This window comes from Paraburkholderia sp. EB58 (assembly GCF_050436665.1).
In the GTDB taxonomy this organism is placed as follows: Bacteria; Pseudomonadota; Gammaproteobacteria; order Burkholderiales; family Burkholderiaceae; genus Paraburkholderia.
Genome location: NZ_JBNDMQ010000042.1, coordinates 18,499 through 32,039, shown reverse-complemented (window position 1 = coordinate 32,039; position 13,541 = coordinate 18,499). Strand labels below are relative to the sequence as shown.

At 60.7% G+C, this 13,541-nt stretch carries 13 protein-coding genes; 8 read left to right on the top strand and 5 right to left on the bottom strand.

Going from position 1 to position 13,541, the window contains the following annotated elements:
* Positions 1–119 precede the first annotated feature (119 nt).
* Together P3T40_RS38140 and P3T40_RS38135 are read left to right on the top strand one after the other, a co-directional pair.
* Positions 120–2,033 carry a potassium transporter Kup gene (locus P3T40_RS38140; protein ID WP_429272868.1) on the top strand — a complete coding sequence of 638 codons (1,914 nt, stop codon included), beginning with the start codon at positions 120–122 and terminating at the stop codon, positions 2,031–2,033.
* A gap of 24 nt (positions 2,034–2,057) precedes the next feature.
* Complete coding sequence (locus P3T40_RS38135) at positions 2,058–3,263, top strand: alpha/beta hydrolase family protein (RefSeq protein WP_429272867.1); 1,206 nt, start codon at positions 2,058–2,060, stop codon at positions 3,261–3,263.
* A 25-nt stretch (positions 3,264–3,288) separates the two neighbouring features.
* Here the strand turns inward: P3T40_RS38135 and P3T40_RS38130 are convergent, their stop codons facing one another.
* Complete coding sequence (locus tag P3T40_RS38130; protein WP_429272866.1) at positions 3,289–4,173, bottom strand: LysR family transcriptional regulator; 885 nt, start codon at positions 4,171–4,173, stop codon at positions 3,289–3,291.
* Between the two features lie 151 nt (positions 4,174–4,324).
* Between P3T40_RS38130 and P3T40_RS38125 the strand changes: the two genes are divergently transcribed.
* Both P3T40_RS38125 and P3T40_RS38120 read left to right on the top strand, forming a co-directional pair.
* The gene (locus P3T40_RS38125; RefSeq protein WP_429272865.1) at positions 4,325–5,356 is read left to right on the top strand and encodes an NAD(P)H-quinone oxidoreductase; all 1,032 of its coding nucleotides are present in this window, start codon (positions 4,325–4,327) and stop codon (positions 5,354–5,356) included.
* Between the two features lie 158 nt (positions 5,357–5,514).
* The gene (locus P3T40_RS38120) at positions 5,515–6,279 is read left to right on the top strand and encodes a ParA family protein (RefSeq protein ID WP_429272864.1); all 765 of its coding nucleotides are present in this window, start codon (positions 5,515–5,517) and stop codon (positions 6,277–6,279) included.
* 180 nt (positions 6,280–6,459) lie between these two features.
* Here P3T40_RS38120 and P3T40_RS38115 read toward each other — a convergent pair whose 3' ends face one another.
* The 4 genes from P3T40_RS38115 to P3T40_RS38100 form a co-directional block, all read right to left on the bottom strand.
* Positions 6,460–6,921 carry a hypothetical protein gene (locus P3T40_RS38115; protein ID WP_429272863.1) on the bottom strand — a complete coding sequence of 154 codons (462 nt, stop codon included), beginning with the start codon at positions 6,919–6,921 and terminating at the stop codon, positions 6,460–6,462.
* Between the two features lie 199 nt (positions 6,922–7,120).
* A complete protein-coding gene (locus P3T40_RS38110; protein WP_429272862.1) occupies positions 7,121–7,489 on the bottom strand; it encodes a BON domain-containing protein in 369 nt (122 codons plus the stop codon).
* 316 nt (positions 7,490–7,805) lie between these two features.
* Complete coding sequence (locus P3T40_RS38105) at positions 7,806–8,429, bottom strand: LysE family translocator (protein ID WP_429272861.1); 624 nt, start codon at positions 8,427–8,429, stop codon at positions 7,806–7,808.
* A 573-nt stretch (positions 8,430–9,002) separates the two neighbouring features.
* A complete protein-coding gene (locus P3T40_RS38100; protein WP_429272860.1) occupies positions 9,003–9,893 on the bottom strand; it encodes a LysR family transcriptional regulator in 891 nt (296 codons plus the stop codon).
* Positions 9,894–10,267: 374 nt separating this feature from the next.
* Between P3T40_RS38100 and P3T40_RS38095 the strand changes: the two genes are divergently transcribed.
* The 4 genes from P3T40_RS38095 (at position 10,268) to P3T40_RS38080 (ending at position 13,541) form a co-directional block, all read left to right on the top strand.
* Positions 10,268–11,047 carry an SDR family NAD(P)-dependent oxidoreductase gene (locus P3T40_RS38095; RefSeq protein WP_429272859.1) on the top strand — a complete coding sequence of 260 codons (780 nt, stop codon included), beginning with the start codon at positions 10,268–10,270 and terminating at the stop codon, positions 11,045–11,047.
* Between the two features lie 44 nt (positions 11,048–11,091).
* A complete protein-coding gene (locus tag P3T40_RS38090; RefSeq protein WP_429272858.1) occupies positions 11,092–11,775 on the top strand; it encodes a hypothetical protein in 684 nt (227 codons plus the stop codon).
* Positions 11,776–11,810: 35 nt separating this feature from the next.
* Positions 11,811–12,650 (top strand): fumarylacetoacetate hydrolase family protein, encoded by an 840-nt coding sequence (locus tag P3T40_RS38085; RefSeq protein WP_429272857.1) that lies wholly within the window; start codon positions 11,811–11,813, stop codon positions 12,648–12,650.
* A 162-nt stretch (positions 12,651–12,812) separates the two neighbouring features.
* Positions 12,813–13,541 (top strand): SDR family oxidoreductase, encoded by a 729-nt coding sequence (locus P3T40_RS38080; protein ID WP_429272856.1) that lies wholly within the window; start codon positions 12,813–12,815, stop codon positions 13,539–13,541.

Sequence of the window (13,541 nt, the reverse complement as noted above, 5' to 3'; positions counted from 1 at the left end):
TGGCGCCGCTGGGCAGCCCATTGCAGGAGAAGCAGCGTGACCAGACGGGCCGCCCGGCGCTTGCGGGCCGGCCCACCGTTCGCTGGCGGAAGGCACCATCCACTGAGAAGGAGCCATTCATGCAATCGTCATCAGGCCCACAAACCGGCGCCCATGCCGGCCACGTCGACAAGTCAATGGCGAAGCTGGCGCTGGCCGCCATCGGCATTGTGTTCGGCGACATCGGCACCAGTCCGCTCTACACGATGAGTACGGTATTCGACTCGGGTCACGGGTTAACGCTCACTCATGCCAACGTGGTGGGAGTGGTGTCGCTCATCATCTGGTCGTTGATGATCGTGGTGACGCTGAAGTACGTGACGCTGATCATGCGCGCCCACAATCACGGCGAGGGCGGCATCATGGCGCTGCTGGCGCTGGCCTCCAGTTCGGTGATGGATCGGCCACGCCTGCGCAACGGGCTCCTGCTCGCCGGGGTATTCGGCGCGGCGCTGTTCTACGGCGACGGTGTCATCACACCGGCCATCTCGGTGCTCAGCGCGGTGGAAGGGCTGCAAGTGGCGGAACCGCAGCTCAAGCCCTTCGTGGTGTCGATCGCGCTTGTCGTGCTGATCGCCTTGTTCCTGGTGCAGCGGCGCGGCACGGCCGGCATCGGCGCGGTGTTCGGGCCGGTGATGGTGCTGTGGTTCGGCGTCATTGCGGTGTCGGGACTGCTCAACATCGGTCGCTCGCCGGCCATCCTGGCCGCTTTCAACCCGTTCGTGGGCCTCGCATTCCTGTTGCGCAACGGCTGGGTGGCCTTTGTCTCGCTCGGCGCGGTGGTGCTGGCGCTGACCGGCGCCGAGGCGCTGTATGCCGACATGGGCCACTTCGGCGCGCCGCCGATCCGCCTGTCGTGGTTCGCCCTGGTGCTACCGGCTCTGGGGCTCAACTACCTGGGCCAGGGCGCGCTGCTGTTGTCGGACCCCAAGACCGTGGACAACCCCTTCTTCCACCTCTTCCCGGCGGTGACGTTGTTCCCTATGGTGGTGCTGGCCACGGTGGCGACGGTGATCGCGTCGCAGGCGGTGATCAGCGGCGCGTTTTCCATGACCAAGCAGGCCATGCAGTTGGGCTTCATGCCGCGCATGGGCATCGTCTACACCTCCGAGCGTGAGGCGGGCCAGATCTTCGTGCCCGCCATCAACTGGCTGCTGCTGATCGCCGTGGTGGCGGCGGTGCTGGGCTTCGGTTCCTCGACGGCGCTGGGATCGGCCTACGGTATCGCGGTCACGGGCACCATGATGATCACCACCTTCCTCACGTTCTACGTGGTGCGCTACGCCTGGCACTACAACTGGTTGCTGTGCGTGCTGGCCACCGGCTTCTTCTTCGTCATCGACTTGACGTTCTTCTCGGCCAACCTGCTCAAGTTCGCGGATGGCGGATGGTTCCCGCTGCTGCTGGGCGCCATCATGTTCGTCGTCATGTCCACCTGGCACCGCGGCCGTGAGCTGATGGTCGACGAGGCCCGTACCCATGCCGGCGAGCTGCCGCTGGCCGAGTACCTGGACTGCCTGTTTGCGAAGGACACGATACGCGTACCCGGCACCGCCGTGTTCCTGAACATCGACATCAACGCCGTGCCGCACGCGCTGGTCAACAACCTGGAGCACAACCACGTGCTGCACGAGCGTACGCTGTTTGTGCACGTGACCAACCTGGATGTGCCATTTGTGCCCCGCGAGCAGCGCGTGGCGATCACGCCGCTAGGCCACAACTGTTACTGCATCGTCGTGGCCTACGGCTTCAAGGACGAGGCCAACTTGCCGCAGGCACTGCGCGACTGCGAACCGAAGGGACTGGTGGTCGATCCGGCGCAGGTGTCCTTTTTCCTCAGTCATGCCACCGTGGTGGCGACCGGAGGCAAGGGCATGCCGGTGTGGCGTGAACGGCTGTTCGGCGTGATGGCGCACAATATCGGCAACATTGCGGCTTATTTCAAGTTGACCGCAAACCGGGTGATCGAGCTGGGTTCGCGCGTCGAAATATGAGGTGAAACTTGCGGAGCGTAAATCGTGAGCAAAATTTTCAGCGATGCCCTGCATGAGCAACTCGGAACATGGCCGATAGGTTACATACCTTATGGTGGTGCCGATTTCGGTGAAGTTCGCAGCGTTGCGCAGGCGATAGGCGAGGGCGACGACGATGCCTTCCATGCCGCATGGACGGCGGCGGCAGACAGGATGATGGACGAAGGCCGCGATGCCGAGGCGCGCGGGCACGCAAGCAGCGCCCGCGACTTCTACCTGCGCGCGGCGTGTTTTTATGGAAAGGCCTTTCATCCTCTCTTTGGCTATCCCGTGGACCCACGGGTTGTCCAATCTTCGCGACGGCAGATCGAAGCATTCAATCTGGGACTGGCGCTTGGCGATGATCCTGTCAGGCCCGTTCGCATCCCGTTCGAGACGTCGTCGATGCTTGCATACGTCATTCCGGCGCAGGGACGGGCAAACGAGCGCCGCCCTCTAATCATCTTGACCAACGGGTACGACGCAACCATTACCGACGCGTTCTTCGCATCGGCGGTTGCGGCTTCGCGCCGGGGGTACCATTGCCTGATTTTCGACGGTCCGGGCCAGGGAACCACACTCATTGAACAGGGCGTCCATCTTCGGCCAGATTGGGAGACTGTGATCGGGCCCGTCGTGGACTTTGCACTAACGCTGCCGAACATCGACTCAAGTCGTATTGCGTTGAGCGGATGGAGTCTCGGAGGTTATCTTTCACCGCGCGCCGCGTCCGGTGAATCGCGGCTCGCTGCCTGCGTCGCCGACCCTGCCCAGTCTTGCATTGCCGACGGCTTCCGCGCATACGCAATCAAACTTGGTGCGACGCCCGAGCAGGCTGCTCATCTTGGGTCGCTCCCGGAAGCATTTATCGAACGTATGGAAGAGATCATTGCCCACGACCGAAAGCTGCACTGGAGTGTCGCGCAGCGTGGGTACTGGGTAAACGGCGCGAGCAATCTGCGTGACTATCTTGCATCCGTAGAGCGGTTCACGATGTCCGGCCGGATTGAAAGCATCCATTGCCCGACGCTTTTTACGCTGGCGGAGAACGATCCTCTCGCGAGCGGTACTGAGGCATTCTTCGACGCACTGCGGTGTCCGAAAACATTGCTTCGCTTCACCGATTCGCAAGGCGCGGGAGACCATTGTGAAATGAGTAACCGCTCGCTGGTTAACCGGAAGGTGCTCGACTGGCTGGATGAGGTGTTGTAAAGCCAGTCGCTAACGTCGTGCGTGGCTATTTTGTGTGGGTGGTGTGATCTTCGAACGCGGCGACGATACCGTCAATCATTGCTGCGATGCGCGCGGTATGCCGAAGGTCTTGATGCGTGACGAGCCAGATTTCGTAGACCGCCCCACGTGCGGGTTCCGGCCATATCTGCACGAGGCCGTCGTGTTCAGCCAGATGTATCGGGAGCTCACCGATGCCGAGGCCGGCCTTTACCGCGGTACGCAGCATGAGGCTGGAATTGAAGGTCGATACGATGCGCCCCGCGTGTATCGGTTCACCGGCAAGAGTCGGTGCTCGATTACCGGTCCAGTTCCCCTGATAGACGACAAGATCGTGGCCCGCGAATGCGGAGCCGGCGGCGGGCTTGCCGTGCTGCTCGAGATACGCATTCGATGCAAAGAGCGCCATGGGCCAGCGAGCCAGGCGCCGCGCGACGAGATCGGGATTCTCCGGCCTGACTGACCGGACCGCGATATCCGCTTCACGCTTGGCCAGATTGAGCATTCGCGTCGACGTGTCCAGCAGGACGCGCACTTCGGGATGCGCAGCATGCAGGCGTTCGATGGCGGGAAGCAGGAATTCGAGCGCGATCGAGTCGGTGCTGGTGACTCTTACGTCCCCCGCAAGCCGCGTATCCGTGCCTTGAGTTCGTCTGACGAGTTCATGTGCGGAGTGTTCCATTTTCTCCGCTGATTTCAGCGCGGCCTCGCCTGCGGCGGTCAACGCGTAACCCTCAGAGGTACGCAGGAAGAGCGTTGCACGGAGGGCGTGCTCCAGGGCCGCAATCCGTCTGCCGACCGTCGCCTGATCGAGGTTGAGCGTCCTGGCCGCTCCACGGAGCGTTTTTTCGCGCTCCACCGCGAGAAACACCCGCGCGTCATCCCAGTTCATCGTGCCACCCTCGTGATGCAAATTTGCATCTCACTACATGAATAATGCTGCATAGATTCATCAATGTCGACGCCTATACTGAACTCAAGAGTTCCTCGTTCAACGATCCGCCCGGATCAATCGAGCCTCAGCTATAGAAGGAGTGGTATCCATGTCTGCTTCAACTTATCGTGTACCGTCGTCCATGACGGCCATTGAGATCAAACAGCCCGGCGGTCCTGAGGTCCTGGTGCCGACTACGCGCCCTGTGCCGACGCCGGCCGCCGATCAGGTTCTGATTCGCATCCACGCGGCTGCCGTGAATGGGCCAGACGTTTTCCAGCGCAAAGGGCTGTATGATCCGCCCCCCGGCGCTTCGGACATTCCAGGGTTGGAAGTGGCGGGTCAAGTGGTTGCCGTTGGCGCCGACGTGTCCCAATTCCAGATCGGCGAACTGGTGTGTGCATTGATTCCCGGCGGTGGCTATGCGGAATATGCAGTCGCGCACGCCGATAACGTGATGCATATCCCCAAAGGTCTGACGTTGGTGGAAGCGGGGGCCATGCCCGAAACGTTTATGACGGTATGGCTGAATCTGTTCCAGCGCGGCAAGCTGGTTGCCGGCGAATCGGTGTTGATCCATGGCGGCGCGTCGGGTATCGGTACCACGGCAACCATGCTGGCGAAGGCGTTCGGCGCTGCGAAAATCATCACGACGGTTGGCTCGCAGGCGCATCGGGAGGCGAGCCTCGCGCTAGGCGCAGATCTCGCGATAGATTACCGCGCAGACGATTTTGTCGCCGAAACGAAGCGGTCTACCGATGGAAGAGGCGTCGACGTGATCCTCGACATCATTGCCGGCGACTACGTGGCGAGAAACTATGACGCCGCAGCCATGGACGGACGAATCCTCCAGGTGGGCGTGATCAAGGGGCCGGCGAAGGATCTTAACCTCGTGCCAATGTTGACGAAACGTCTGACGCATATGGGCTCGACATTGCGATCGCGCACATCCGCGGACAAGGCGACCATCATCAATGAACTCGAGCGGCAGGTCTGGCCGCTCATCGAGAGCGGCAAGATCAAGCCGGTTGTCTACAAGACCTTTGCGCTTGCCGACGCTCGAGGCGCTCACGAGCTGATCGATTCCGGCACCCACTTTGGAAAGATTGTCCTTACGACAGGTGCCGATCTCATTGACTGAAGTGTCGCTTGCCGCCAAGGCGGCAAGCCTCTTGCCGGCTTTTGATCGTCCCTAACCGGCACTATTTTCCGTGCCAGAAAATAACCGATTGCATTTAATCCGGTCCGCTGGCTCAGGTATGCTGAGCGCTTTGGGTAGCATCCGTTCAAGGGGAGAACATGCGGCGCGTCGTATTCAATCAGAAAGGTGGCGTTGGCAAATCGACTATTGTTTGTAACCTGGCGGCAATCAGCGCCAGCGAAGGTATCCGCACACTGGTCATCGACCTGGATGCTCAGGCGAATTCAAGCCAATACCTTCTCGGCTCGCAGGTCGGCGAGGCTAGCCCCACGGTTGCCGGCTTCTTTGAAACCGCGCTAACGTTCAGCTTCAGGCCTGTAGAAGTCACGTCGTTCATTCATGCAACGCGGTTTGAGAACCTCGACGTCATGCCTGCTCATGCTGATCTGGACACATTGCATGGCAAACTGGAATCCCGTTACAAGATCTACAAGTTGCGTGACGCGCTGAACGAGCTCGACATGTATGACGAGATTTATATCGACACGCCGCCTGCATTGAACTTCTACACCCGCTCCGCGCTGATCGCGGCCGAGCGTTGCCTGATTCCGTTCGACTGTGACGACTTTTCCCGTCGCGCGCTTTACACGTTGTTGGAAAACGTGAAGGAGATCCAGCAGGATCACAACGACGCGCTGGAGGTGGAAGGGATTGTCATCAACCAGTTTCAGCCTCGCGCGAGCCTGCCCCAAAAGCTGGTCGATGAGCTTGTCAGTGAGGGCTTGCCGGTGCTGGCTTCACGGCTATCTTCTTCCGTGAAGATCCGCGAATCGCATCAGCAGGCAACACCCCTCATTCACCTCGAGCCGGGACACAAACTTTCGCAGGAATATCGGGCCTTGCATCGGGAGTTGACCGAATAAGGGGGAAACCGGCGGATGGGCGGCCAGGGCCTTGGGCCGTTTCCCGAAAGGTCGAGGAAGTGACCCAATCGTCAGGCAGAAGGCGCAGGAATCAAGAGGACCTAAAACCTGCCCCCAAGGTCGGGCTCAGCGCAACGCATTGCAAGCGCATTAGCGAGCGTGAATCCATCCGGGACTCGACTAACGGAAGCCGTAGACCAGGACCTTTTTCCCCTCAAAGCTTTCTTGCACACCTTGCTCGCAATTCGGTGGACACACTGCTTGGCCGTCCATGCTAGCGCCTGACACGGTGACTGCCCTGTACACAACGGATTCGATGAGCGTCCCATCGGCAGCGACGACGATGTTCAGATCAGTCTCGACGCCGGCCGGCACGGATCCGCCGGCTTTATAGACGATTTTCATGGTGCCGGTGCAATCGGAGTTCACCGTGTAGGTGCCGCTCTGGACCGGATTGAATGTAATCTGCCCCCCTTTCGGCAGCCCGCCTATAACCCCGAAGTCGGTGCGCGAAAAATTGCCCGCGCCGTCGAACGCGATGAGAGAACGAGAGGCCGTGGATACGGCCGGCTGTTCCGGTGTGTGAGGCGAGAAAGCCCCTGCGTGGGTCAAAGTAATGAATGGAATGGCGAAACGCTTCACCAAGCAGTCATTTTTCGCTCGGTGTCGGCAGGCACGTGCAGAAGGGGTGCACGAAAGTCCGCGCAATTGTGACTTCGTGAGTCAGCCACGCTTTAAAGTCGCATAGCAGAAAGTAGCGTAATCCACAATATTCGCAGATGCCAGATGTATATCGGACAAAAGGCAGGCGCACTCGGAATCGCGCGGTGCGAATAATGCGCTATCGCTGGGGAGAGAATGACTGCGAAGGCTGCCTGAGCTGCAGTTCGTTGCTCACGGATTGCACCCCCGGCACGGCGCGCGTCACGGCAAGCGCTTTCTGAATCTGTACCTCCGAATCCACGTATCCCGACAACTGCACGACGCCTCGATACGTCGCGACGCTCATCGGCAACGATCTCAGTCCCGGGTCCGCGACGAGCGCCTGCTTCACCCGGGCGGCGAGCGCAGCGTCGCCAGTGGCGATCTCACCCGGCGCGGTCACGGCCGACGTCGCCGTCGACTTACAGCCGTTGGTGAACACGAACGCGGGCAACGCGAACGCTGCGACGATCAGCAGCCGGTATTTGATGAATGGCGCGTTTCGCATGTCGGTTATGACGCCCAGATTCGTGCGTTAAGCAGGGACCGCGCCATGAAATCGATTCTCCTATAAAAGCGTTAATGGAGAGCTGAAAAGCGGGCCAGGTGGCGTTGCCCAAGTTTATCGAAACATTCGTGTAGCGTGAATATCCCTGGTTACAGGTCGAGGTTCTGCAATACGCGCTGTTTGCCGTCGGTGGGTTCTTGCCAAGGGATGCAAATAGAATGATTCGTTTGTCTGATCTTCGTAATGCTTGCTCTATCTTTTTGCTTCCCGAAACGGCGTGAGCCCAGGAAAGCCGGCCCTGCCGTTCGGGCCGGATTTACAGTTGGGTGCTGGCGAGTTTTGCAGCGAGCGCGACAAACACCAGGCTGGCAAACCGGTTGAGCGCCCGCTGGGTGCGCGTTGATCGCAGCAGCAGCTTTCCGCCAACGCCCGAAGAGAATGCGATCACGCTGAACACGACGAGGCTCGCCGCAATGAAACTCATCCCGAGCACGGCAATTTGAAGGGGGATATGCCCTCGGTCGCCGATGACGAACTGCGGCAAAAACGCGAGGAAAAATATCACCACCTTAGGGTTGCTAAGGTTCATGATTAGGCCGCGCCGATACAGGTGGGCCGCGTCAACATCTTCGACCTTGCCTGGATTTATGCCGACCGGCGCACGCCACGCCTGCCACGCCAGATAGACAAGATACGCGGCACCGACGCTTTTGAGCAGCGTGAAGGCGACTTTGGAAGCCACCAGCAGAGCGCCGAGTCCAACTGCGACAACAAACGTGTGCACCAGAAGCCCCGTACACAGTCCCAATACGATCACCATGCCTGAGCGGGAACCTCGCATCGCGGACTGCAGCAGCACGAAGAGATTGTCCGGACCGGGAGTGAGCCCCAGCACAAGCGAAATTCCGAAGAATGGCAACAACGTCGAGAGGGGCGGCATTTAGACAACTCCTTGCGATTCCATACGAGCGACTCGGGCAGTCAATGGATCCAAGCATAGACGGCTGACTGGGCGCCGCGAACCGTCAAACGACTCAAAACGATGCTCATTCGTCTCAATCGATTGCAGGAATTCCTTCGCGCACCGGTCAACCTCGTTTCGCCGCCGTCCAACCCAGCCGTACGCGTTCCAACGATTGCTTCCGCCGCGAGTATCCGTACATGGATGCCGTTCCGGCGCCTTTCAGCGTGGCGCATGTCGGTAGGTTCCGGAAGGCACGGCGCAGAGACTATTTTCTGAGCAATCGTCTGGCACGCAGTAGTCCGGGGCGGCACATAACATTTATTTCGGCAGGGCATACGGAGACGGTGACCTCCTGGTATCCACATCGAGCACTTCCGGTCCGCTTCGCCGAAATGCTGGAAAAATGGATTTTCATGAGGGTCCCTTGCGCGCGTTGAGTCATCGCACGGCCATTCGTCATTGCAACCATGATAGTAGGGCAACTCGACATGCCTCTATGCCTCATCGATCAATGTCGCAGCGGCATCCCGACATGATGCGCCGTGGCGTCTAGCCGAACTGCTGGATCACGAAGCTGATGAACTGACTAATCTTCGGTGTCATCTGATGATCCTTCAGATAGACGATATGTAGGGGCGACGGCACGACCGCGCATTCGGGCAACACCGCGACAAGCTCGCCGCTGTCGAGGTACGGTCTGACGAGTTCTTCGGGCTGGAATATGATGCCGGCGCCGGACAGCGCGGCCGCGCGAAGCGCATGGCCGTTGTTGATACTGAGCGTGCAGTTTACGTGTACGAGATCGACGTCCCCGCTCTTCAGTGGAAACTTCCACTCGCGCTCGATGCCGTTCGGATACGCGAAACACAGGCAGTCATGTGTGCCGAGGTCCTCCAGTGTGGCCGGTGGGTCTCGACGAGTGAGATAGCTGGGCGCCGCGCAGAGGATCCGACGCCACGGCTTCAGCGGCCGGCCGACATAGACAGACGAATCGGCCAGCACGCCAACGCGGATCGCCGCGTCGAATCCTTCCTTCGCGATGTCGACCAGACGATCGGACAGCGACAACTCGATCGTGACTTCCGGGCACTGCTGCATGTAACGGATGACTTCGGGCGCGAGACATGCGCTGCCGAAATTTATCGGCGCAGATACGCGCAGGTGGCCGCGCGGCGTCATTCGCAACTCGCGCGTCGTCATCTCCATCTCGTCAACCTGCCGCAGGATCTCGACGCAGCGAGAATAGTATTCCTTGCCGGCTTCCGTCAGCGATTGATGGCGTGTCGTGCGCTGCAATAGCGTGACGCCAAGCATTTTCTCGAGATCGCGAACGTGGTTACCGACCATCGTCGACGTCATGCCGCTGGCTTCTGCCGCGGCGGAAAAACTGCCGCGCTCCACGACGCGAACGAACACGTTCATGCTTGCAAAGCGATCCATCGGATTCACTCGGGTTGTGATAGCGCTCGAATACGCGCTACGTCGTTCATGCCGATTCGGACTGTGTTGACGACCGGGGCGAATGACTACATTCGCAAAACCGGGCGGCTCAGCGGCGCGTTCGTCATTGTCCCCGATTCGGCCGGCATGCGTGCAATGGGGTTTTTCCCGACAGGAAGCGGGCAGACGAGGTGCCATTCCAAAGCGTGGGTTACGACTGCTGCAAGCCGTACACAGTTTTTTCCCGGAGCGGCATGACGCAGAATTGGATCATCAACACATCGTCGCCGCTGACTGTTCCTCGGGCAGCGACCGCACAGGAGACAGACCATGCCCCATTCATCCCGCCGTGGACGCTCAACCCGAACCCTACTATGACCATGGCACGACTCAACGACAAGGTCGCACTCGTCACGGGCGCGGCGGGCGGTATAGGCAGCGCGGTCGCACGCGCGTTCGTTGGACAGGGCGCGCGCGTGCATCTCGTCGATCTTCAGGAAGAGCCACTCGTAGCGCTGGCCAATTCGCTTGGCGCCTTGGCGAGTTATTCGCTCGCCGACGTGTCGGACGAGAACGCGACACGCACCTACATCGCCGATGCGCTCTCGCGCGAGGCGCGCATCGACATCGCGTTTCTGAATGCGGGCATCGTCGGCGCGGTGTCGCGTATTGAAGAAACACCGAACGAGGTGTTCGATCGTGTGATGCGTGTGAACGTGCGCGGTGTCTGGCTCGGACTCGCGGGGGTGCTTCCGATGATGCGCGCACAGGGCGGCGGCAGCATCGTCGTCACTTCGTCGATTGCCGGCACGCGTGGCACGGCGGGGCAGGGTGCTTACGTCGCGTCGAAGCACGCAGTGCTTGGTCTCATGAAGACGGCCGCCCTCGAGGGGGCACCGCATCGGATCCGCGTTAACGCGATCTGCCCGGCGCCGATCGACACCGAGATGATGCAGGCGCTCGCCGCCGGCATCGACCCGGGCGATCACGAAGCCGGCAAGCGCAAGGTGCTGTCCGCGATTCCGCTCGGCCGATACGGTACGGCGGACGAAGTCGCGAAGCTCGTGATGTTTCTGTCCGGAGACGATTCGTCCTACTGCACAGGCGCCGCCTACATGATCGACGGCGGTGGCACGGCTGGCCCGGTGCGCTGATCTTGCAGCGGGCTTTCGCCCATCACGTTTAATCGGAGGAAAGCATGGAACGACGCAGCAATGCGCTCGTCGCGTTCTGGGCGGATATCGAGCCGTCCTACGTCGAGCGATATCGGCAATGGCACACCGAAGAACATATTCCGGAACGCGTCGCGATCCCGGGGTTCGATACCGGGCGGCGCTATGCGCGTGTCGACGGCGGCCGGATGTTCTTCATGTACTACGACACCGCATCGCCCGAAGTATTGAAGAGCGACGCCTATCTGCATGCACTGAATCATCCGACGCCGTGGACGACGGAATCGCTGCGCTATTTCCGCAATCCGTTGCGTAACCTGTACCGCTTGTTGCAAGAGCAGGGGGCAGCGCCTGGCCGCGCGTCGGACTTCGTCGTATGCGCGCGTTTCGACGTGGCACCGCGCGCCGGCGCCGATCCGACCGACGTTGCGCTCGAGATCCTGGACGCGTCGTTGCCGGAAGGCGTACATCGGGCCCGATTGTTCGAGATCGACCAGGCCGCGACTGGCGTGACGACGAAGGAGCGCGAAATCTACGGGCGGCAGGCGGAAGACCAGCGCTACCTTGTGCTCGTCGAGCGGGTCGAGCCGGCGGACCGCAAGAGCCTCGACGCGCTTGTGCGCCGGCTGGGCGATGCCGGTGCCGATTCGCTCGCGCTCGATCAGTACGCGCTGGAACTTGGTTTGCGTTCGACGGCGCTTGTCGTCTGACACGTATTTTTCAACGGTTCTGACAGGAGTGGTTTATGAAATTCGTCCGCTATGGCGAGCTCGGCAACGAACGGCCCGGTGTCCTGCATCTGGACGGGACGCTTCGCGATCTGGGTGATCTCGTCGGCGATATCGATCCGGATACGCTCGCGTCGGGCCGCCTCATGGCACTCGATATGGCGGCGCTCGATGCGCTACCCCGCGTGCTGGGCGGTGCGCGGATCGGCTGCCCGATTGCGCATATTGGCAAGGTTATCGGGATCGGTCTCAACTATCGCGAGCATGCAAAGGAATCCGGTGCGCCGATTCCAGCCGAGCCCATCGTGTTCCTGAAGGCGAATTCGTCGATCAATGGCCCCTACGACGACGTCGTGCTTCCGAAGCAATCGACGAAGACGGACTGGGAAGTCGAGCTTGGCGTGGTGATGGGACGCGTCGCGAAAAATGTGTCGGAAGAGGATGCCCTGGCGCACGTGTTCGGCTATGTGATCGTCAACGACGTGTCAGAGCGCGAGCACCAACTCGAACGTGGCGGGCAGTGGACGAAGGGAAAGAGCCACGACACGTTCTGCCCGATCGGCCCGTGGCTGGTGACGCGAGATGAGGCGGGCGACGAGCAGGCGCTTGATCTCTGGTGCGAGGTCAACGGAGAACGACTGCAGCACAGCAACACGGCTGACATGATCTTCAGTGTGGCCGCCTGCGTCAGCTACGTGAGCCGTTTCATGACGCTGTATCCGGGTGATGTGCTGACAACGGGCACGCCGCAGGGCGTCGGACTTGGCCTGAAGCCACCGCGCTATCTCGCGAGCGGCAACACGATGCGGCTCGGCGTCACCGGTCTCGGCGAGCAGTTTCAAACCATACGAGGCTGATATAGCGCGGGGCCGCTGTTCGTCGCGTGTCGGCATTGGCAAGCTTCACTTCGAGGTGATGCAACCGAAGCCCACTGTTTCGGACAGTGACCGCGCGTCATACTGAATCCTGAATCCGGCTGGGAATCGCGGAAGCTGGGCCACTTTTTTTCGGAGAACACTATGTCGCTTGAAGGAAAAAGAATCGTAATTCTCGGCGGTTCGTCGGGACTTGGCTTCGCTACCGCGAAGGCCGCCGCTGCGGAAGGTGCGCAGGTCGTGATCGCATCGAGCAACGCAAAAAAGGTTGCGAACGCAACGGAGCGCATCGACTCGCGGGTCGAGGGCCGGGTCGTCGATCTGCTGGACGAGCGCGGCATTGCGGCTTTCTTTGATGACGTCGGCGCGTTCGATCATCTCGTGTATACGGCCGGCGACGCTCTGAAGGCCGTCGAGCTGAAAGACATGACGTTTGCGGATGCGCAGGCGGCGTTCGGCATCCGCTACTGGGGGGCGCTGCTCGCGACGAAGTACGGGGCGCCGAAGATCCGTGCGGGCGGTTCAATCGTGCTGACCTCCGGACTCGCGTCGCAGCGCGCGCGCAAGGGCTGGTCGGTGATTTCTAGCCTCTGCGGCGCGACGGAATCGTTCGCACGAGCGCTCGCGGTGGAGCTTGCACCCGTGCGTGTCAACGTCGTCAGCCCCGGGACGGTACGTACCGAACTGTGGGATGGCCTGCCCGACGCGGCGCGCGACGCGCTGTTCCAGAAGGCGAATCAGCTCTTGCCCGTCGCGCATGTCGGTGAGGCCAGTGAACTCGCCGAAACGTATCTGTATTTCATGCGCAGCGGTTTCGTCACCGGCTCGATCGCCTACGTCGACGGTGGCGCTGGCGTGATGGCCGCCTACTGA